We start from the raw sequence: 21,415 nt of genomic DNA, 5'->3' as shown, positions 1-21,415 counted from the left end.
CTACGGGAGAAAAGGTTGAAATCAATTCATGGTGTTCAGGGTTCTAAAGCCATGCAGCATTCCTGCAAGGCAGTCCACTCCTGACGTTGCGCCAAATTGCATGACCCGTTCAGCACAAGATGCGATGGTCATTGCCGATGCGCCCCCAACCAGTTGTGCGAGTAACTGGCAAATCGGTTCTGAAAAATGTCCCTGAAGTGCACGCTCCAGATAATGACGACTAATATCCGTGGTGTTGTGTGCATGTTGGTTAATTGCCTGCTGCAACCGGTATTGATGATCGGCAAGTGGTGCAGGTAGTTGCCATAACCAGAGCGCCGCCAGATAGCCCAGCAAATAGTCATCACCATCGGGCGTTAAGCCTTTGCCAAAGCCGATCAGTTGTGGCACCTGGCGTTCCAGCGCATCTGGATGTTCCATAATCTCTAATCCCTCGTGCATGAGGCTATCCGGCAGGTGCAATGTGCTTTGAACGTTATGCTCCAGACAAAATAAAAGCCGTTGCGATGCCATTGTTGGGTAGTGCTGTAAAACCAAAGGGAACGCCTCAAGTGTCAACATTCCCCCCACAAATGGCGGCTGCCAGAGTGTTGTGTTATGAAGCACCACGTAAAAGCGAGGTGTTTGTAGCAAGCCAGGGGTTAACTGAACAGGATCTGAACGGGCGATCTCTCTTCGCCAGTCCCAACGCTCAGGCAGGATGACTCTGGCGGCATCAGGGAGATTCAGATACGTTTGCGCACACAGCAGGGTGATGAATGTTCCCGCTTCTGAAGACAGATTTACCGCATGCTTAAAAGCACTATGCAGACGTAAATTTTGCGTTTCATTCCGCGGAAAAAGATACCCCAACGACGATGCGCAAAGCGTAACCTGTACCATCGGTGTTAGCCTTCCAGACCTGCAATAATGGCTTTGGAATCAGTCACCCAACCGAAAATGGCACCTTGTGCTTTGATCATTTCCAGGGCGTATTTCTGGAATTCCGGGAAATAGGAGCCAACACAATCTTCCGGGATGATGCATTCATAGCCACGGTCATTTGCTTCGCGCACGGTGGTGGTTACGCAAACTTCGGTAGTCACACCACAAACAATCAGCGTCTTGATACCGTGGTTTTGCAAAATCAGATGTAAGTCGGTTTGATAAAAAGCGCCTTTGCCAGGTTTATCAATCACCGGTTCGCCTGCTACCGGGTACAGTTCAGGAATGATGTCATGACCTGCTTCACCTCTGACCAGAATGCGTCCCATCGGTCCTGGTTCACCAATAAAGGTTTTACCACCGCGTGTCAGTTTGGCTGGTGGGCAGTCGCTTAAGTCAGCGCGATGGCCTTCACGGGTATGAATAACCATAATTCCTTTTTGACGTGCGGCTGCCAGCACCTCTGTACATGGCGCGATAGCCGTGCGAACCAGCGAAACATCATTACCCAATGCCTCACCGAAGCCTCCTGCCTCGACAAAGTCACGCTGCATGTCGATCATGACCAGTGCAGTCGTACACGGATCAAAAGGTAATTCAAAGGGTTGGGCCTGAAAAATGGATTGCGTCATGGTAAATCTCCTGTCTGATGTTTAAACGATCCGGTTGTTCTGAGAGCGAGTATTCAGGAGAAAAGCGGTATAAAACAGGAAAAAAGTTTGCCGCACAGCAACGAAATTTTTGCATTCAGCAGGTGGTGTGATGACGAATGTGAAGGGGGTCAAATAGTGGCATACAGCAACAAATTTTTTGATGCTGTATGTTTTTGAGATTAAAAAAATCGTTGAAATTGTGTGAGCTTAATCATCAGATTTAGCGGCAATGGCGTTACTTTTTAACACCATACTGCGTAAACCATTCCAGCATTCGCTGCCAGCCGTCTTGCGCAGACTCGGCATGATAGCTCGGGCGATAATCGGCGTTGAATGCATGTCCGGCATCCGGGTAAACGATAATCTCCGCTTTCGCGTTCGCTGCCCGCAGCGCCTGGCGCATGGTTTCAACGCTCTCCTGCGGAATGCTGTTATCCTGACCGCCGTACAACCCGAGAACCGGGGCATTAAGGTCAGTCGCGATATCAACAGGCTGTTTCGGTGAATTTAATGTTTTGTCGCCCGTCAGTTTGCCATACCACGCTACTGCCGCTTTCAGTTGCGGGTTATGCGCGGCATACAGCCAGGCGATTCGCCCACCCCAGCAAAATCCAGTGATCATTAAGCGATGCACATCACCGCCATTGCGTGACGCCCAACTGGCGACGTGATCGAGATCGGCAAGCACCTGTGAGTCAGGTACTTTTTCTACCAGACCACTTAACAGCGTCGGGATGTCGGTGAAATCATTCGGATCGCCTTCGCGGAAGTAAAGTTCTGGTGCGATAGCCAGATACCCCTCCAGCGCCAGACGGCGACAAATGTCGCGGATATGTTCATGCACACCAAAAATTTCCTGCACTACAATGACCACAGGTAGTGGGCCATCGCTCTGCTTTGGACGAGCATGATAAGCAGGCATGTTATCCCCTTGTGAAGGGATAGAGGTGAACCCTGCCACAATCGTATCGTCCGGGGTATGAACAATTGTTGAGGCGAGGGGTGATGCAGCAGGTGCAAATCCGGATTGTTGTGTTGTTGTCATGGGATTCTCCGTACCCTTATGAAAATTTTGCGCAATGTTAACTATAGTCAGCGTGCAACAATTCACATTGCCTCAAATGGCTCATCTTTTAAGCAGCCTTACTGACTTAAGAGCAAATTATGTGATTTAAGTCACTTTTGATGAGTAAATGTATGCAACACATTTGCATCATAGTGATGATTATCACGAAAAAATGTTAATCCCTTCGGTAAAGTATCTTTTTGCTTCTTCTGACTAAACCGATTCACAGAGGAGTTGTATATGTCCAAGTCTGATGTTTTTCATCTCGGCCTCACTAAAAACGATTTACAAGGGGCTACGCTAGCCATCGTTCCTGGCGACCCGGATCGTGTGGAAAAGATCGCCGCGCTAATGGATAAGCCGGTTAAACTGGCATCTCACCGCGAATTCACCACCTGGCGTGCAGAGCTGGATGGTAAACCTGTTATCGTTTGTTCTACCGGTATCGGTGGTCCGTCGACTTCTATTGCCGTTGAAGAACTGGCACAGCTTGGCATTCGCACTTTCCTGCGTATCGGTACGACTGGCGCTATTCAGCCGCATATTAATGTTGGTGATGTACTGGTTACTACGGCGTCTGTTCGTCTGGATGGCGCGAGCCTGCATTTCGCACCGCTGGAATTCCCGGCAGTGGCTGATTTCGAATGTACTACCGCGCTGGTTGAAGCAGCGAAGTCTATTGGTGCAACCACTCACGTGGGTGTGACTGCCTCTTCTGACACTTTCTACCCGGGCCAGGAACGTTACGACACTTATTCTGGCCGTGTAGTCCGTCACTTTAAAGGCTCTATGGAAGAGTGGCAGGCGATGGGCGTAATGAATTATGAGATGGAATCTGCAACTCTGCTGACCATGTGTGCAAGCCAGGGCCTGCGTGCCGGTATGGTAGCTGGCGTTATTGTTAACCGCACCCAGCAAGAGATCCCGAATGCTGAGACGATGAAACAAACCGAAAGCCATGCGGTGAAAATCGTGGTGGAAGCGGCGCGTCGTCTGCTGTAATTCTCTTCTCCTGTCTGAAGGCCGATACGTTCGGCCTTTTGTATTTTTGCGTAGCGCCTCGCAGGAAATGCCTTTCCAACTGGACGTTTGTACAGCACAATTCTATTTTGTGCGGGTAAGTTGTTGCGTCAGGAGGCTTTGTGGATTTCTCAATCATTGTTTATGCCATTATTGCACTGGTCAGTGTGGCCATCGGCTGGCTGTTTGCCAGTTATCAACATGCACAGCAAAAAGCCGAGCAACTAGCCGAACGTGAAGAGATGGTTGCGGAGTTAAGTGCGGCAAAACAACAAATTACCCAAAGTGAGCACTGGCGTGAAGAGTGTGAACTACTCAATAACGAAGTGCGCAGCCTGCAAAGTATTAACACCTCGCTGGAGGCCGATCTGCGTGAAGTGACCACGCGGATGGAAGCCGCACAGCAACATGCTGACGATAAAATTCGCCAGATGATCAACAGCGAACAGCGTTTAAGCGAGCAGTTTGAAAACCTCGCTAACCGTATTTTTGAACACAGCAATCGCCGGGTTGATGAACAAAATCGCCAGAGTCTGAACAGCCTTTTGTCGCCGCTGCGTGAACAACTGGATGGTTTTCGCCGTCAGGTTCAGGACAGTTTTGGTAAAGAAGCACAAGAACGCCATACCCTGACCCACGAAATTCGCAATCTCCAACAACTCAACGCCCAAATGGCCCAGGAAGCAATCAACCTGACACGGGCGCTAAAAGGCGACAATAAAACCCAGGGTAACTGGGGCGAAGTGGTATTAACGCGAGTACTGGAGGCTTCCGGGTTGCGTGAGGGGTATGAATATGAAACCCAGGTCAGCATCGAGAATGACGCCCGCTCGCGGATGCAACCAGATGTCATCGTGCGCTTACCACAGGGGAAAGATGTGGTTATCGACGCCAAAATGACGCTGGTCGCGTATGAACGCTACTTCAATGCGGAAGACGACTACACCCGCGAAAGCGCATTGCAGGAACATATCGCGTCGGTGCGTAACCATATCCGCTTGTTGGGGCGTAAAGATTATCAGCAGCTTCCGGGGCTAAGAACCCTGGATTACGTGCTGATGTTTATCCCCGTCGAACCGGCATTCTTACTGGCGCTGGACAGGCAGCCGGAGCTAATCACCGAAGCGTTGAAAAACAATATTATGCTGGTTAGCCCCACCACGCTGCTGGTGGCGTTGCGTACTATCGCCAACCTGTGGCGTTATGAGCATCAAAGCCGTAACGCTCAGCAAATCGCTGATCGTGCCAGCAAGCTGTACGACAAAATGCGCCTGTTTGTTGATGATATGTCTGCGATTGGTCAAAGTCTGGATAAAGCGCAGGATAACTATCGCCAGGCGATGAAAAAACTTTCTTCAGGTCGCGGAAATGTGCTGGCGCAGGCAGAAGCGTTTCGTGGTTTAGGGGTAGAAATTAAACGCGAGATTAATCCGGATTTGGCCGATCAGGCGGTAAGCCAGGACGAAGAGTACCGATTGCGGTCGGTTCCGGAGCAGCCGAATGGTGAAGCTTATCAACGTGATGATGAATATAATCAGCAATCGCGTTAGCCCATTAGGGGTAGCTAAGCCGGGTAGAAATCTAGGGCAACGACGCCCAATCTGTTACACTTCTGGAACAATTTTTTGATGAGCAGGCATTGAGATGGTGGATAAGTCACAAGAAACGACGCACTTTGGTTTTCAGACCGTCGCGAAGGAACAAAAAGCGGACATGGTCGCCCACGTTTTCCATTCCGTGGCATCGAAATACGATGTCATGAACGATTTGATGTCCTTTGGTATTCATCGTTTGTGGAAGCGATTCACGATCGATTGTAGCGGCGTACGCCGTGGGCAGACCGTGCTGGATCTGGCTGGCGGCACTGGCGATCTGACGGCGAAATTCTCCCGCCTGGTCGGTGAAACTGGCAAAGTGGTCCTCGCTGATATCAATGAATCCATGCTCAAAATGGGGCGCGAGAAGCTGCGTAATATCGGCGTGATTGGCAACGTTGAGTATGTTCAGGCAAATGCCGAGGCTCTACCGTTCCCGGATAACACCTTTGATTGCATCACCATTTCGTTTGGTCTGCGTAACGTCACTGACAAAGATAAAGCGCTGCGTTCGATGTATCGCGTGCTGAAACCCGGCGGTCGTCTGCTGGTGCTTGAGTTCTCGAAGCCGATTATCGAGCCGCTAAGCAAAGCTTATGACGCTTACTCCTTCCATGTGTTGCCGCGTATTGGCTCGCTGGTGGCGAATGACGCCGACAGCTACCGTTATCTGGCAGAATCCATCCGTATGCATCCCGATCAGGATACCCTGAAAGCCATGATGCAAGATGCCGGATTCGAAAGTGTCGATTATTACAACCTGACGGCTGGCGTTGTGGCGCTGCACCGTGGTTATAAGTTCTGACAGGAGTACGACTATGCCTTTTAAACCTTTAGTGACGGCAGGAATAGAAAGTCTGCTCAACACCTTCCTGTATCGCTCACCCGCGCTGAAAACTGCCCGCTCGCGTCTGTTGGGCAAAGTATTGCGCATAGAGGTAAAAGGCTTTTCGACCTCGCTGATTTTGGTATTTAGCGAACGTCAGGTCGATGTTCTGGGAGAATGGGCGGGTGATGCTGATTGCACCGTCATTGCTTATGCCAGCGTGTTACCGAAACTCCGCGATCGCCAGCAGCTTGCCGCGTTAATCCGCAGCGGCGAGCTGGAAGTGCAGGGCGATATTCAGGTAGTACAGAACTTCGTTGCACTGGCAGATCTCGCGGAGTTTGACCCAGCGGAGCTGCTGGCTCCTTATACTGGTGATATCGCTGCCGAAGGCATCAGCAAAGCCCTGCGTGGTGGCGCGAAGTTCCTGCATCACGGTATTAAACGCCAGCAACGTTATGTGGCTGAAGCAATTACCGAAGAGTGGCGTATGGCGCCAGGTCCGCTTGAAGTGGCCTGGTTTGCGGAAGAGACAGCCGCCGTTGAACGTGCCGTTGATGCGCTAACCAAACGGCTGGAAAAACTGGAGGCAGTTTAATGACGCCAGGTGAAGTACGGCGCCTGTATTTCATCATTCGCACTTTTTTAAGCTACGGACTTGATGAACTGATTCCTAAAATGCGTATCACTTTGCCGCTGCGGTTATGGCGATACTCATTGTTCTGGATGCCGAATCGGCATAAAGATAAACCATTAGGCGAGCGGCTACGACTGGCGCTGCAAGAACTGGGTCCTGTATGGATCAAGTTTGGGCAGATGTTATCGACCCGCCGCGATCTTTTCCCGCCGAATATTGCCGACCAACTGGCGTTATTGCAGGACAAAGTCGCACCGTTTGATGGCAAACTGGCGAAAGCACAAATTGAAGCGGCGATGGGCGGCTTGCCGGTGGAAGCGTGGTTTGATGATTTTGACATTACGCCCCTGGCATCGGCTTCCGTTGCGCAGGTACATACTGCGCGGCTGAAATCGAATGGCAAAGAGGTGGTGATTAAAGTTATCCGCCCGGATATTTTGCCGGTTATTAAAGCGGACCTGAAACTTATTTATCGTCTCGCCCGCTGGGTGCCGCGCTTACTGCCGGATGGACGTCGTCTGCGCCCAACTGAAGTGGTACGCGAGTACGAGAAAACGTTGATCGACGAACTGAATTTGTTGCGGGAGTCCGCTAACGCAATCCAGTTGCGGCGCAATTTTGAAAACAGCCCGATGCTCTACATTCCGGAAGTTTACCCTGACTATTGCAGCGAAGGGATGATGGTGATGGAGCGCATCTACGGCATTCCGGTTTCTGATGTCGCGGCGCTGGAGAAAAACGGCACCAACATGAAATTGCTGGCGGAACGCGGCGTGCAGGTGTTTTTTACTCAGGTCTTCCGTGACAGTTTTTTCCATGCCGACATGCACCCAGGCAACATCTTCGTAAGCTTCGAACACCCGGAAAACCCGAAGTATATCGGTATTGATTGCGGGATTGTTGGCTCGCTAAACAAAGAAGATAAACGCTATCTGGCGGAAAACTTTATCGCCTTCTTTAACCGTGACTATCGCAAAGTGGCGGAGTTGCACGTTGATTCAGGCTGGGTGCCGCCAGATACCAACGTGGAAGATTTTGAATTTGCCATTCGTACCGTGTGCGAGCCTATCTTTGAAAAACCGCTGGCGGAAATTTCGTTTGGACATGTGCTGTTAAATCTGTTTAATACGGCGCGTCGATTCAACATGGAAGTGCAGCCGCAACTGGTGTTACTTCAGAAAACGTTGCTCTATATCGAAGGCGTTGGACGGCAACTTTATCCACAGCTCGATTTATGGAAAACTGCAAAACCCTTCCTTGAATCGTGGATTAAAGATCAGGTTGGTATTCCTGCGCTGGTGAGAGCCTTTAAGGAAAAAGCGCCGTTCTGGATCGAAAAAATGCCAGAACTGCCTGAATTGGTTTATGACAGTTTGCGCCAGGGCAAGTATTTACAGCACAGTGTTGATAAGATTGCGCGCGAGTTACAGTCGAATCATGTGCGTCAGGGACAATCCCGTTATTTTCTCGGAATTGGTGCGACATTAGTATTAAGTGGCACATTCTTGTTGGTCAGCCGACCTGAATTTGGGTTGATGCCCGCCTGGTTAATGGCGGGGGGGCTGAGCGCCTGGTTTGTCGGTTGGCGCAAAACACGCTGATTTTTTCATCGCTCAAGGCGGGCCGTGTAACGTATAATGCGGCCTTGTTTAATCATCATCTACCACAGAGGAACATGTATGGGTGGTATCAGTATTTGGCAGTTATTGATTATTGCCGTCATCGTTGTACTGCTTTTTGGCACCAAAAAGCTCGGCTCCATCGGTTCCGATCTTGGTGCGTCGATCAAAGGCTTTAAAAAAGCAATGAGCGATGATGAACCAAAGCAGGATAAAACCAGTCAGGATGCTGATTTTACTGCGAAAACTATCGTCGATAAGCAGGCGGATACGAACCAGGAACAGGCTAAAACAGAAGACGCGAAGCGCCACGATAAAGAGCAGGTGTAATCCGTGTTTGATATCGGTTTTAGCGAACTGCTATTGGTATTCATCATCGGCCTCGTCGTTCTGGGGCCGCAACGATTGCCTGTGGCGGTAAAAACGGTAGCGGGCTGGATTCGTGCGTTGCGTTCACTGGCGACAACGGTGCAGAACGAACTGACCCAGGAGTTAAAACTCCAGGAGTTTCAGGACAGCCTGAAAAAGGTTGAAAAGGCGAGTCTCACTAACCTGACGCCCGAACTGAAAGCGTCGATGGATGAACTGCGCCAGGCCGCGGAGTCGATGAAACGTTCCTACGTCGCAAACGATCCTGAAAAGGTGAGTGATGAAGCGCACACCATCCATAACCCGGTGGTGAAAGACAATGAGGCTGCGCATGAAGGCGTCACGCCTGCCGCTGCGGAAACTCAGGCCAGCTCGCCGGAACAGAAGCCAGAAGCCACGCCAGAGTCGGTGGTAAAACCTGCTGCGGATGCTGAACCGAAAACCGCTGCATCTTCCCCTTCATCGAGTGATAAACCGTAAACATGTCTGTAGAAGATACTCAACCGCTTATCACGCATCTGATTGAGCTGCGTAAGCGTCTGCTGAACTGCATTATCGCGGTGATCGTGATATTTCTGTGCCTGGTCTATTTCGCCAATGATATCTATCATCTGGTATCCGCGCCGTTGATCAAGCAGTTGCCGCAAGGTTCAACGATGATCGCCACCGACGTGGCCTCGCCGTTCTTTACGCCGATCAAGTTGACCTTTATGGTGTCGCTGATTCTGTCAGCGCCGGTGATTCTCTATCAGGTGTGGGCGTTTATCGCTCCCGCGCTGTATAAGCACGAACGTCGTCTGGTGGTGCCGTTGCTGGTTTCCAGCTCTCTGCTGTTTTATATCGGTATGGCGTTTGCCTATTTTGTGGTCTTCCCGCTGGCATTTGGCTTCCTTGCCAATACCGCGCCAGAAGGGGTACAGGTGTCCACCGACATCGCCAGCTACTTAAGCTTCGTTATGGCGTTGTTTATGGCGTTTGGCGTCTCCTTCGAAGTACCGGTGGCAATTGTGCTGCTGTGCTGGATGGGGATTACCTCTCCAGAAGACTTACGCAAAAAACGCCCGTATGTGCTGGTTGGCGCATTTGTTGTCGGGATGCTACTGACGCCGCCGGATGTCTTCTCGCAAACGCTGCTGGCGATCCCGATGTACTGCCTGTTTGAAATCGGTGTCTTCTTCTCACGCTTTTACGTTGGTAAAGGCCGAAACCGGGAAGAAGAAAACGACGCTGAAGCAGAAAGCGAAAAAACTGAAGAATAAATTCAACCGCCCGTCAGGGCGGTTGTCATATGGAGAGCAGGATGTTTGATATCGGCGTTAATTTGACCAGTTCGCAATTTGCGAAAGACCGCGATGATGTTGTGGCACGCGCTTTTGCTGCGGGTGTTGATGGGCTACTCATCACCGGCACTAACCTGCACGAAAGCCAACAGGCGCAAAAACTGGCGCGTCAGTATCTGCACTGTTGGTCAACGGCAGGCGTGCATCCTCACGACAGCAGCCAGTGGCAAGATGCAACAGAAGAAGTGCTTGTGGGGCTGGCCTCGCAGCCAGAAGTGGTGGCGATGGGTGAGTGTGGCCTCGACTTTAACCGCAACTTTTCTACGCCAGAAGAACAGGAACGTGCCTTTGTTGCCCAGTTGCGTATTGCCGCAGAATTAAACATGCCGGTGTTTATGCACTGTCGCGATGCCCATGAGCGGTTTATTACATTGCTGGAGCCGTGGCTGGATAAACTACCTGGCGCGGTGTTGCACTGTTTTACTGGCACACGCGAAGAGATGCAGGCATGTGTGGCGCGAGGCATTTATATTGGCATTACTGGTTGGGTTTGCGATGAACGACGCGGACTGGAACTGCGAGAACTGTTGCCGTTGATTCCGGCAGATAAACTACTGATTGAAACTGATGCACCGTATTTGCTCCCGCGCGATCTCACGCCGAAGCCATCCTCCCGGCGCAACGAGCCAGCCTGTTTGCCCCATATTTTGCAACGTATTGCGCACTGGCGTGGGGAAGATGCCGCATGGCTGGCTGCCACCACGGATGCCAATGTCAAAAAGTTATTTGGGATTGCGTTCTAGAGTTTGCGGAACTCGGTGTTCTTCACACTGTGCTTAATCTCTTTATTGATAAGATTAAGCAAGAGCATAGAGCGTGCCTCACCGTCGGGTTCGGTGAAAATGGCCTGAAAACCTTCGAAAGCACCTTCGGTAATAATCACCTTATCACCTGGATATGGCGTTGCCGGATCGACAATGTCTTTCGGTTTATACACCGATAACTGATGAATCACCGCCGATGGGACTATCGCTGGCGATGCGCCAAAACGGACAAAGTGGCTGACACCCCGAGTGGCGTTGATGGTGGTGGTATGAATCACTTCTGGATCAAATTCCACAAACAGGTAGTTGGGGAACAATGGCTCACTGACTGCAGTACGTTTGCCTCGTACGATTTTTTCCAGGGTGATCATCGGCGCCAGGCAATTAACCGCCTGTCTTTCGAGGTGTTCCTGGGCACGTTGGAGTTGCCCGCGCTTGCAGTACAGTAAATACCAGGATTGCATAATGACTCTTATCCGTTTAATCGGGGCGCAAGAATAGCAAAAGCGATGCGTTAAGTTAATTATATTCCCGGGTTTGCGTTATACCGCCTGAGTTCACGCTAATTTAACAAATTTACAGCATCGTAAAGATGAACGCCGTATAATGTGCGCAGATTAAGAGGCTACAATGGACGCCATGAAATATAACGATTTACGCGACTTCCTGACCTTGCTTGAACAGCAGGGTGAGCTAAAACGTATCACGCTCCCGGTGGATCCGCATCTGGAAATGACTGAAATAGCCGACCGCACATTGCGTGCCGGTGGACCTGCGCTGTTGTTTGAAAATCCTAAAGGTTATTCAATGCCGGTGCTGTGCAACCTGTTTGGTACGCCGAAACGTGTCGCTATGGGTATGGGGCAAGAGGATGTTTCGGCGTTGCGAGAAGTCGGTAAATTATTAGCGTTTCTGAAAGAACCGGAGCCGCCAAAAGGCTTTCGCGATCTGTTTGATAAGCTGCCGCAGTTTAAGCAGGTGTTGAACATGCCGACGAAACGGTTACGTGGTGCGCCCTGTCAGCAAAAAATTGTTTCTGGTGATGATGTCGATCTCAACCGCATTCCCATTATGACCTGCTGGCCGGAAGATGCTGCTCCGTTGATTACCTGGGGGTTGACGGTGACGCGGGGGCCGCACAAAGAGCGGCAAAATCTTGGCATTTATCGCCAGCAGTTGATTGGTAAAAACAAGCTGATTATGCGCTGGCTGTCGCACCGCGGCGGTGCGCTGGATTATCAGGAGTGGTGCGCGGCGCATCCGGGTGAACGTTTTCCGATCTCTGTTGCTCTGGGGGCTGATCCTGCGACGATTCTCGGCGCGGTGACGCCAGTGCCGGATACGTTGTCGGAATACGCCTTTGCCGGATTGTTACGTGGCACCAAAACCGAAGTGGTGAAGTGCATTTCTAATGACCTCGAAGTACCTGCCAGTGCAGAAATCGTGCTGGAAGGGTATATCGACCCGGGTGAGATGGCTGCAGAAGGCCCATATGGTGACCACACGGGTTACTATAATGAAGTTGATAGCTTCCCTGTCTTTACCGTAACGCACATTACCCAGCGTGAAGATGCGATTTACCACTCCACCTATACCGGTCGTCCGCCAGATGAACCTGCGGTGTTGGGCGTGGCGCTGAACGAAGTGTTCGTGCCGATTCTGCAAAAACAGTTCCCGGAAATTGTTGATTTTTATCTGCCGCCGGAGGGCTGCTCTTATCGACTGGCGGTAGTGACGATCAAAAAACAGTACGCTGGACACGCAAAGCGCGTCATGATGGGCGTCTGGTCGTTCTTACGTCAGTTTATGTACACTAAATTTGTGATCGTCTGCGATGATGATGTCAACGCACGCGACTGGAACGATGTGATTTGGGCGATTACTACCCGCATGGACCCGGCGCGGGATACGGTGCTGGTTGAAAATACGCCTATTGATTATCTGGACTTTGCCTCGCCTGTTTCCGGGCTGGGTTCAAAAATGGGGCTGGATGCCACGAATAAATGGCCAGGGGAAACCCAGCGTGAGTGGGGGCGTCCTATCAAAAAAGATCCGGATGTTGTTGCGCATATTGACGCAATCTGGGATGAACTGGCCATCTTTAACAACGGTAAAAGCGCCTGATGCGCGTTTGTTTTGCCCTATTTATTGATCCGACAGAGAAAGCGCATGACAACCTTAAGCTGTAAAGTGACCTCGGTAGAAGCTATCACGGATACCGTATACCGTGTTCGAATCGTGCCAGATGCGGCCTTTTCATTCCGTGCAGGTCAGTATTTGATGGTAGTGATGGACGAGCGCGATAAACGCCCATTTTCAATGGCCTCAACGCCTGATGAAAAAGGATTTATCGAGTTGCATATCGGTGCTTCTGAAATCAATCTTTACGCGAAAGCTGTCATGGACCGCATCCTTAAAGATCATCAAATCGTAGTCGATATCCCCCACGGTGAAGCCTGGCTGCGCGATGATGAAGAGCGTCCAATGATTCTTATTGCCGGCGGCACGGGCTTCTCTTATGCCCGTTCTATTTTGCTGACGGCGCTGGCGCGTAATCCCAATCGTAATATCACTATTTACTGGGGCGGGCGTGAGCAGCAACATCTGTACGATCTTTCTGAGCTTGAGGCGCTTTCGCTTAAGCATCCTGGTTTACAAGTGGTGCCGGTGGTTGAACAGCCGGAAGCGGGTTGGCGAGGGCGTACCGGTACGGTATTAACGGCGGTGTTGCAGGATCACGGTACGTTAGCAGAGCATGATATCTATATCGCTGGACGTTTTGAGATGGCGAAAATCGCCCGAGACCTGTTCTGCAATGAGCGTAATGCGCGGGAAGATCGCCTGTTTGGCGATGCGTTTGCGTTTATCTAAGGGTTAAAAAACCCGCCCCTGACAGGCGGGAAAAACGGCAACTAAAGCTTTATTCAGTGGCATTACTCTATGTCGCGTCTTATCCGGCCTACAAAGAGTCCTGAACCGTAGGCCGGATAAGGCGTTCACGCCGCATCCGGCAAGTGTTTAAACCCGCTCAAACACCGTCGCAATGCCCTGACCCAGACCGATACACATCGTCGCCAGACCAAACTGGGCATCTTTGCGTTCCATCAGATTCAGCAGCGTGGTGCTGATACGCGCACCGGAACAGCCCAGCGGATGACCCAGTGCGATCGCGCCACCGTTGAGGTTGATCTTCTCGTCAATCTGCTCCATCAGCCCCAGATCTTTAATACACGGCAGGATCTGCGCGGCAAAGGCTTCATTCATTTCAAACACGCCGATATCGCTGGCAGAAAGCCCCGCTTTTTTCAGCGCCAGCTTCGAGGCCGGAACCGGGCCGTAACCCATAATCGACGGGTCACAACCGACAACCGCCATCGAACGCACGCGGGCGCGTGGCTTAAGACCTAATTCACGGGCGCGGCTTTCACTCATCACCAGCATGGCTGCAGCACCATCGGAAAGCGCAGAAGACGTGCCCGCCGTTACCGTACCGCTGACCGGATCGAACGCCGGACGTAGCGTGGCGAGGGCTTCCACGGTGGTTTCCGGGCGAATCACTTCGTCGTAATTAAACTGCTTCAGTACACCGTCGGCATCGTGACCACCTGTCGGGATGATTTCATTTTTAAATGCGCCCGACTGCGTGGCGGCCCAGGCACGAGCGTGTGACCGTGCGGCAAAGGCATCCTGCATTTCACGGCTGATACCGTGCATACGCGCCAGCATTTCTGCCGTTAAGCCCATCAGGCCCGCCGCTTTGGCAACATTGCGGCTAAGACCTGGGTGAAAATCGACACCGTGGCTCATTGGTACATGACCCATATGTTCCACACCGCCGACCAGACATGCCTGCGCATCGCCAGTCATGATCATTCGTGCCGCGTCGTGCAATGCCTGCATGGATGAACCACACAAGCGATTGACGGTAACCGCCGGGACGGAATGCGGCACTTCTGCCAACAGCGCCGCGTTACGGGCGATGTTGAAACCCTGCTCCAGCGTTTGCTGCACACAACCCCAGTAAATATCGTCGAGAGCCGCTGCTTCCAGCGCCGGATTACGCGCCAGTAGACTACGCATTAAATGAGCGGAGAGGTCTTCCGCGCGCACGTGACGAAAAGCACCGCCCTTCGAACGGCCCATCGGGGTGCGAATTGCATCGACAATGACAACCTGTTCCATTGTGACTCCTTAAGCCGTTTTCAGGTCGCCAACCGGACGGGCTGGCTCAACCGGGGGATAGTATGGTTCGTTATGGCGCGCTTTATTACGCAGACCTTCCGGCACTTCATACAGTGGGCCGAGGTGCTGATATTGCTGCGCCATATCGAGATATTTCGCGCTGCCGAGGGTGTCCAGCCAGCGGAACGCGCCGCCGTGGAACGGAGGGAAGCCCAGGCCGTAGACCAGCGCCATATCCGCTTCTGCCGGAGTGGCGATAATGCCTTCTTCCAGGCAGCGCACCACTTCGTTGACCATCGGGATCATCATGCGGGCGATAATCTCTTCCTCGCTGAAATCACGCTTTGGCTGGCTGACTTCTGCCAGCAGGCCGTCAACGGCGGAATCTTCTTCTTTCTTCGGCTTGCCTTTGCTGTCTTCTTTATAGCGCCAGAAACCGAGGCAATTCTTCTGACCAAAGCGGTTGGCATCAAACAATGAATCGATGGCGTCGCGATAATCTTTTTGCATCCGCTGCGGGAAGCCCGCTGCCATCACTGCCTGGGCGTGATGCGCGGTATCAATCCCCACGACATCCAGCAGGTATGCCGGACCCATCGGCCAGCCAAACTGTTTTTCCATCACCTTGTCGATCTTGCGGAAATCCGCACCGTCACGTAGTAACTGGCTGAAACCAGCGAAGTACGGGAACAGCACGCGGTTAACGAAGAAGCCCGGGCAGTCGTTAACTACGATCGGCGTCTTGCCCATCTTGCTTGCCCAGGCGACAACTTTTGCGATGGTTTCGTCGGAGCTTTTCTCACCGCGAATAATTTCTACCAACGGCATCCGGTGCACCGGGTTAAAGAAGTGCATCCCGCAGAAATTTTCCGGGCGTTCCAGCGCGTTGGCCAGTTCGCTGATAGGAATGGTTGAAGTGTTAGAAGCCAGCACGGTATCCGGACGTACTTTCTGCTCAGTTTCTGCCAGCACGGCTTTTTTCACTTTCGGGTTTTCAACAACCGCTTCTACCACAATATCCACGCGGTCAAACCCGGCGTAGTCGAGCGTTGGGTGAATCGTGGAGATCACGCCAGCCAGTTTCAGACCATCGATCTTGCCGCGCTCAAGCTGCTTGTTCAGCAGTTTCGCGGCTTCGGTCATGCCGAGGGTTAACGACTTGTCGTTGATATCTTTCATGACAACCGGCACGCCTTTCCACGCGGACTGGTAAGCAATGCCGCCCCCCATAATGCCCGCACCCAGTACAGCGGCCTGTTTCGGTGTTTCAACGTCTTGGGTAAGTTTTTTCGCTTTGCCTTTTACATATTGATCGTTAAGGAAAATGCCGACCAGTGCGCGGGCTTCTTTGGTGTGCGCCAGCGGAACAAAGCTTTTGTTTTCCAGGTTTAAGGCTTCTTCACGACCAAAACGGGCGGCGGCTTCAATGGTTTTTACTGCGGTGATGGGGGCCGGGTAATGTTTCCCCGCTGTTTGTGCGACCATCCCTTTAGCGATGGTGAAGCTCATGGTGGCTTCAATCTTGCTAAGTTTCAGCGGTTCCAGCTTCGGCTGACGTTTCGCTTTCCAGTCGAGGTCGCCGTTAATGGCCTGGCGTAAAATTGCCATCGCGCCTTCAAGTAGTTTTTCTGCTTTGACTACGCCATCAACCAGACCGATTTTCAGCGCCTGTTCGGCCCCGACATCTTTACCGGCGGCAATGATTTCCAGCGCACTGTCAGCGCCCAGCATTCGTGGCATACGCACGGAGCCGCCAAAGCCCGGCATGATGCCAAGTTTGGTTTCCGGCAACCCGATACGCAGATCCGGCGTCGCCAGACGATAATCGGTCGCCAGCACGCATTCGCAGCCACCGCCCAGCGCGTAGCCGTTGACCGCGGCAATGGTCGGCACCGGCAGGTCTTCCAGTCGATTAAACACGCTATTGGCAAAATGCAGCCACTGGCTTAATTGTTCTTCCGGAACGAGAAACAGCGATAAAAATTCGGTGATATCAGCACCGACGATAAAGGCTGCTTTGTTCGAACGCAGCAGCAGCCCTTTTAAATCTGATTGTTGTTCCAGCACGCCGATGGCCTCACCGAGGCTGGCGACGGTTGCAGTGTCGAGTTTATTAACTGAGCCTGGGGCATCGAACACCAGTTCGGCAATGCCATCTTCCAGCCAGTCAAGGTACAGGGTGTCGCCTTTGTAAAGCATGTCAGTCTCCTGAATCCGCAAGGTGATCTGGTCGTACCAGATGGCTTGAAGTGTGTGTTTTATGTTAAAAATATGCAAATAAAAGATTAAAGAAATGCCGTTCTGATCACGCTCGGCAGAAATCACGCTCTGTATGAACGTTGTGCTAAGATGCGGAGACTTAAGGTCAAAAAACAGAAGGGTAAAAAATGGAATCACTGGCCTCGCTTTATAAAAATCATATAGCTACCTTGCAAGAACGGACTCGCGATGCGCTGGCGCGCTTCAAGCTGGATGCATTACTTATTCACTCTGGCGAGCTGTTCAACGTTTTTCTCGACGATCATCCCTATCCGTTTAAAGTGAACCCGCAATTCAAAGCATGGGTGCCGGTAACTCAGGTGCCAAACTGCTGGTTGCTGGTGGATGGCGTGAACAAACCGAAACTGTGGTTTTATCTGCCGGTTGATTACTGGCACAACGTCGAACCGCTGCCGACCTCCTTCTGGACTGAAGATGTGGAAGTGATCGCGCTGCCGAAAGCTGATGGTATTGGTAGCCAACTGCCTGCCGCGCGCGGCAATATCGGTTATATTGGTCCGGTGCCGGAACGTGCGCTGCAACTGGGCATTGAGGCCAGCAACATCAACCCGAAAGGGGTCATTGACTACCTGCATTACTACCGTTCTTTCAAAACCGAGTACGAACTGACCTGTATGCGTGAAGCGCAGAAAATGGCGGTCAATGGTCATCGCGCGGCAGAAGAAGCCTTCCGTTCCGGTATGAGCGAGTTCGATATCAACATCGCCTACCTGACCGCGACCGGCCATCGTGATACCGACGTACCTTACAGCAACATTGTGGCGCTTAACGAACATGCTGCGGTGTTGCATTACACCAAACTGGATCATCAGGCGCCGGAAGAGATGCGCAGCTTCCTGCTGGACGCCGGGGCCGAATATAACGGCTATGCGGCTGACCTGACTCGTACCTGGTCGGCAAAAAGCGACAATGACTATGCGCAACTGGTGAAAGACGTTAATGATGAACAACTGGCGCTGATCGCCACCATGAAGGCGGGTGTCAGCTATGTGGATTACCACATCCAGTTCCATCAGCGCATCGCTAAACTGTTGCGTAAACACCAAATCATCACTGATATGAGTGAAGAAGCGATGGTCGAAAACGATCTTACCGGGCCGTTTATGCCGCACGGTATCGGGCATCCGCTTGGCCTGCAGGTGCATGACGTAGCCGGTTTTATGCAGGATGATAGTGGTACGCATCTCGCGGCACCGGCAAAATATCCGTACCTGCGCTGCACTCGTATTCTCCAGCCGGGGATGGTGTTAACCATCGAACCGGGTATCTACTTCATCGAATCGTTGCTGGCTCCGTGGCGTGAAGGGCAGTTCAGCAAACACTTCAACTGGCAGAAAATTGAAGCACTGAAACCGTTCGGCGGCATTCGTATCGAAGACAACGTGGTGATCCACGAAAATAACGTGGAAAACATGACCCGGGATTTGAAGCTGGCGTGATGGAAAGCTGGTTAATTCCTGCGGCACCGGTCACGGTCGTTGAAGAGATCAAAAAAAGCCGCTTCATTACGCTGTTGGCACATACCGATGGCGTCGAGGCGGCGAAAGCGTTTGTTGAATCAGTACGGGCAGAACACCCCGATGCTCGCCACCATTGCGTGGCGTGGGTGGCGGGGGCGCCTGACGATTCACAACAACTGGGCTTCTCCGATGACGGTGAACCGGCGGGAACGGCAGGTAAACCGATGCTCGCCCAACTGATGGGCAGCGGCGTCGGGGAAATTACCGCCGTGGTGGTGCGCTACTACGGCGGCATATTGCTGGGCACCGGTGGGTTAGTGAAAGCTTATGGCGGCGGAGTGAATCAGGCACTGCGCCAGCTAACGACCCAACGCAAGACGCCATTAACCGAATATACTTTGCAATGTGAATATAGTCAGTTAACCGGTATTGAAGCGTTGCTGGGGCAGTGTGACGGCAAAGTTATTACCAGCGATTATCAGGCATTCGTTCTGCTGCGGGTGGCGCTTCCGGCGGCGAAAGTGGCTGAATTTTCCGCAAAGCTGGCGGATTTTAGCCGTGGTTCATTGCAATTGTTAGCGATTGAAGAATAATCCCCACTTCATTTTGCAGAACTAAGGAAGCGGCAGAGATGCATTTTCGCGCCATAACCCGAATCGTTGGACTACTGGTCATCTTATTTTCAGGGACCATGATTATCCCTGGGCTGGTAGCGCTCATCTACCGGGATGGGGCGGGCCGCGCATTTACCCAGACCTTTTTTGTCGCCCTCGCGATTGGCTCCATGCTGTGGTGGCCGAACCGTAAAGAGAAGGGCGAGCTGAAATCCCGCGAAGGGTTTCTGATTGTGGTGCTGTTCTGGACCGTGCTGGGTAGTGTCGGTGCGCTCCCTTTTATCTTCTCGGAAAGCCCGAACCTCACCATTACAGATGCGTTTTTTGAATCCTTCTCCGGTCTGACCACCACAGGCGCAACGACGCTGGTGGGGTTGGACTCACTCCCTCATGCCATCCTCTTTTATCGCCAGATGCTGCAATGGTTTGGCGGGATGGGGATCATCGTGTTAGCAGTCGCGATACTGCCTATTCTCGGTGTAGGTGGAATGCAGCTCTATCGCGCGGAAATGCCCGGCCCGCTGAAAGATAACAAAATGCGCCCGCGTATTGCGGAAACGGCAAAAACTTTGTGGTTGATTTATGTTCTGTTGACCGTCGCCTGTGCGCTGGCGCTGTGGTTTGCTGGAATGGATGCCTTTGATGCCATCGGTCATAGCTTTGCGACAATCGCTATTGGTGGTTTCTCGACACATGATGCTAGTGTTGGCTATTTCGATAGCCCGACCATTAACACTATTATTGCTATTTTCTTGCTGATCTCCGGCTGTAACTACGGTCTGCACTTCTCGCTGTTAAGTGGGCGTAGTCTGAAGGTTTACTGGCGCGATCCGGAATTTCGCATGTTTATCGGCGTACAGTTTACGCTGGTGGTTATTTGTACACTCGTACTGTGGTTTCATAATGTCTACAGTTCGGCGCTGATGACGATTAACCAGGCATTTTTCCAGGTAGTGTCGATGGCGACGACCGCCGGGTTTACGACCGACAGCATTGCCCGCTGGCCGCTCTTTTTGCCGGTACTACTGTTGTGCTCTGCATTTATCGGTGGTTGCGCCGGGTCAACGGGCGGTGGCCTGAAAGTGATCCGCATTCTGCTGTTGTTCAAACAGGGGAACCGTGAGCTGAAACGTCTGGTGCATCCGAATGCTGTTTATAGCATTAAGCTAGGGAACCGCGCATTGCCGGAACGCATCCTTGAAGCCGTGTGGGGATTCTTCTCTGCTTATGCGTTAGTTTTTATTGTCAGTATGCTGGCGATTATCGCCACTGGCGTGGATGACTTTTCTGCCTTTGCGTCGGTTGTTGCGACATTGAATAACCTGGGGCCAGGGCTTGGTGTGGTTGCTGATAACTTTACCAGCATGAATCCGGTGGCTAAATGGATCCTGATTGCCAATATGCTATTTGGTCGTCTCGAGGTCTTTACATTGCTGGTGCTCTTTACCCCGACTTTCTGGCGTGAATGATGGAGTAATACGTGAAAACATTAATTCTTTTCTCAACAAGGGATGGACAAACGCGCGAGATTGCCTCGTATCTGGCTTCGGAATTGAAAGAACTGGGGAGCCAGGCGGATGTTGTCAACTTGCATCGCACCGAAGAACCAGAATGGGAAAACTACGACTGCGTGGTAATTGGTGCATCTATTCGCTACGGTCATTACCATTCTGCGTTCCAGGAGTTTGTCAAAACGCATGCCACACGCCTGAACTCCATGCCGAGCGCCTTTTACTCGGTGAACCTGGTGGCGCGCAAACCGGAGAAGCGTACTGTGCAGACCAACAGCTACGCGCGGAAGTTTTTGATGAACTCACAATGGCGTCCCGATCGCTGCGCGGTTATCGCTGGGGCGCTGCGTTATCCACGCTACCGTTGGTACGACCGCTTTATGATCAAGCTGATTATGAAGATGTCTGGCGGAGAAACGGATACGCGCAAAGAAGTTGTCTATACCGATTGGGAACAGGTAGCGAATTTTGCCCGAGAAATCGCCCATTTAACCAACAAACCGATGATGAAATAAGCATAAAGAATAAAAAACACGCATTCGGAAAATTATTTTA

21 protein-coding genes are annotated in these 21,415 nt (G+C 51.8%); 15 read left to right on the top strand and 6 right to left on the bottom strand.

Annotated elements, in window-relative coordinates; genetic code table 11:
- Positions 1-21: 21 nt before the first annotated feature.
- The 3 genes from A1SC_RS06580 to A1SC_RS06590 form a co-directional block, all read right to left on the bottom strand.
- Positions 22-882 (bottom strand): oxamate carbamoyltransferase subunit AllH family protein, encoded by an 861-nt coding sequence (locus A1SC_RS06580; RefSeq protein WP_016249452.1) that lies wholly within the window; start codon positions 880-882, stop codon positions 22-24.
- A gap of 5 nt (positions 883-887) precedes the next feature.
- Positions 888-1,556, bottom strand: a complete 669-nt coding sequence (locus A1SC_RS06585) for a cysteine hydrolase family protein (RefSeq protein ID WP_001517370.1) — start codon at positions 1,554-1,556, stop codon at positions 888-890.
- Between the two features lie 256 nt (positions 1,557-1,812).
- Entirely contained in the window at positions 1,813-2,622 is an 810-nt protein-coding gene (locus tag A1SC_RS06590) for a dienelactone hydrolase family protein (protein WP_010377425.1), read from the bottom strand.
- 261 nt (positions 2,623-2,883) lie between these two features.
- Here A1SC_RS06590 and udp point away from each other — a divergent pair, with 261 nt between their 5' ends.
- The 9 genes from udp (at position 2,884) to tatD (ending at position 10,792) form a co-directional block, all read left to right on the top strand.
- Positions 2,884-3,645 carry a uridine phosphorylase gene (gene udp / locus A1SC_RS06595; RefSeq protein WP_000045177.1) on the top strand — a complete coding sequence of 254 codons (762 nt, stop codon included), beginning with the start codon at positions 2,884-2,886 and terminating at the stop codon, positions 3,643-3,645.
- Between the two features lie 140 nt (positions 3,646-3,785).
- Positions 3,786-5,213: a DNA recombination protein RmuC gene (rmuC, locus tag A1SC_RS06600; RefSeq protein WP_000347690.1), complete on the top strand. Its 1,428-nt coding sequence runs from the start codon at positions 3,786-3,788 to the stop codon at positions 5,211-5,213.
- Positions 5,214-5,307: 94 nt separating this feature from the next.
- Positions 5,308-6,063: a bifunctional demethylmenaquinone methyltransferase/2-methoxy-6-polyprenyl-1,4-benzoquinol methylase UbiE gene (ubiE, locus tag A1SC_RS06605; protein WP_000227958.1), complete on the top strand. Its 756-nt coding sequence runs from the start codon at positions 5,308-5,310 to the stop codon at positions 6,061-6,063.
- A gap of 13 nt (positions 6,064-6,076) precedes the next feature.
- Positions 6,077-6,682, top strand: a complete 606-nt coding sequence (ubiJ, locus tag A1SC_RS06610; RefSeq protein WP_001116105.1) for a ubiquinone biosynthesis protein UbiJ — start codon at positions 6,077-6,079, stop codon at positions 6,680-6,682.
- Positions 6,682-8,322 carry a ubiquinone biosynthesis regulatory protein kinase UbiB gene (ubiB, locus tag A1SC_RS06615; protein WP_000187550.1) on the top strand — a complete coding sequence of 547 codons (1,641 nt, stop codon included), beginning with the start codon at positions 6,682-6,684 and terminating at the stop codon, positions 8,320-8,322. Before ubiJ ends, ubiB begins: the two co-directional genes overlap by 1 nt.
- A gap of 78 nt (positions 8,323-8,400) precedes the next feature.
- A complete protein-coding gene (tatA, locus tag A1SC_RS06620; RefSeq protein WP_001517367.1) occupies positions 8,401-8,670 on the top strand; it encodes a Sec-independent protein translocase subunit TatA in 270 nt (89 codons plus the stop codon).
- Positions 8,671-8,673: 3 nt separating this feature from the next.
- Positions 8,674-9,189 (top strand): Sec-independent protein translocase protein TatB, encoded by a 516-nt coding sequence (tatB, locus tag A1SC_RS06625; protein ID WP_016262681.1) that lies wholly within the window; start codon positions 8,674-8,676, stop codon positions 9,187-9,189.
- A 2-nt stretch (positions 9,190-9,191) separates the two neighbouring features.
- On the top strand, positions 9,192-9,968 hold the full coding sequence (tatC, locus tag A1SC_RS06630) for a Sec-independent protein translocase subunit TatC (protein WP_000109943.1): 777 nt from the start codon (positions 9,192-9,194) through the stop codon (positions 9,966-9,968).
- A gap of 41 nt (positions 9,969-10,009) precedes the next feature.
- The gene (tatD, locus tag A1SC_RS06635; RefSeq protein ID WP_016262680.1) at positions 10,010-10,792 is read left to right on the top strand and encodes a 3'-5' ssDNA/RNA exonuclease TatD; all 783 of its coding nucleotides are present in this window, start codon (positions 10,010-10,012) and stop codon (positions 10,790-10,792) included.
- Here the strand turns inward: tatD and rfaH are convergent.
- Positions 10,789-11,277 (bottom strand): transcription/translation regulatory transformer protein RfaH, encoded by a 489-nt coding sequence (rfaH, locus tag A1SC_RS06640; RefSeq protein WP_001192396.1) that lies wholly within the window; start codon positions 11,275-11,277, stop codon positions 10,789-10,791. The two genes, tatD and rfaH, sit on opposite strands and share 4 nt — an antisense overlap.
- 166 nt (positions 11,278-11,443) lie before the next feature.
- Between rfaH and ubiD the strand changes: the two genes are divergently transcribed.
- Positions 11,444-12,937, top strand: a complete 1,494-nt coding sequence (gene ubiD / locus A1SC_RS06645; RefSeq protein WP_000339824.1) for a 4-hydroxy-3-polyprenylbenzoate decarboxylase — start codon at positions 11,444-11,446, stop codon at positions 12,935-12,937.
- Between the two features lie 45 nt (positions 12,938-12,982).
- Entirely contained in the window at positions 12,983-13,684 is a 702-nt protein-coding gene (gene fre / locus A1SC_RS06650; protein ID WP_001517365.1) for an NAD(P)H-flavin reductase, read from the top strand.
- 147 nt (positions 13,685-13,831) lie between these two features.
- Here fre and fadA read toward each other — a convergent pair whose 3' ends face one another.
- Positions 13,832-14,995 (bottom strand): acetyl-CoA C-acyltransferase FadA, encoded by a 1,164-nt coding sequence (fadA, locus tag A1SC_RS06655; RefSeq protein ID WP_000438693.1) that lies wholly within the window; start codon positions 14,993-14,995, stop codon positions 13,832-13,834.
- Between the two features lie 9 nt (positions 14,996-15,004).
- Positions 15,005-17,194, bottom strand: coding sequence for a fatty acid oxidation complex subunit alpha FadB (gene fadB / locus A1SC_RS06660; RefSeq protein WP_016249457.1), 2,190 nt, complete (start codon positions 17,192-17,194; stop codon positions 15,005-15,007).
- Positions 17,195-17,382: 188 nt separating this feature from the next.
- On the opposite strand from fadB, the gene pepQ reads away from it, so the two are divergent.
- The 4 genes from pepQ to hemG are packed head-to-tail and all read left to right on the top strand — an operon-like array spanning position 17,383 to position 21,375.
- Positions 17,383-18,714, top strand: coding sequence for a Xaa-Pro dipeptidase (gene pepQ / locus A1SC_RS06665; protein ID WP_001517361.1), 1,332 nt, complete (start codon positions 17,383-17,385; stop codon positions 18,712-18,714).
- Positions 18,714-19,328 carry an IMPACT family protein gene (locus tag A1SC_RS06670; RefSeq protein WP_001517360.1) on the top strand — a complete coding sequence of 205 codons (615 nt, stop codon included), beginning with the start codon at positions 18,714-18,716 and terminating at the stop codon, positions 19,326-19,328. The genes pepQ and A1SC_RS06670 overlap by 1 nt, the downstream gene beginning before the upstream one ends.
- 38 nt (positions 19,329-19,366) lie before the next feature.
- Entirely contained in the window at positions 19,367-20,818 is a 1,452-nt protein-coding gene (gene trkH / locus A1SC_RS06675) for a Trk system potassium transporter TrkH (RefSeq protein WP_000545680.1), read from the top strand.
- 11 nt (positions 20,819-20,829) lie between these two features.
- On the top strand, positions 20,830-21,375 hold the full coding sequence (gene hemG, locus A1SC_RS06680) for a menaquinone-dependent protoporphyrinogen IX dehydrogenase (RefSeq protein WP_000853977.1): 546 nt from the start codon (positions 20,830-20,832) through the stop codon (positions 21,373-21,375).
- Positions 21,376-21,415: the final 40 nt, after the last annotated feature.

The organism is Escherichia sp. KTE52 (genome assembly GCF_000408325.1).
Classification (GTDB): Bacteria; Pseudomonadota; Gammaproteobacteria; order Enterobacterales; family Enterobacteriaceae; genus Escherichia; species Escherichia marmotae.
Note: the sequence above shows the minus strand (reverse complement) of the source record. Positions and strands in the feature narration are given on the sequence as shown.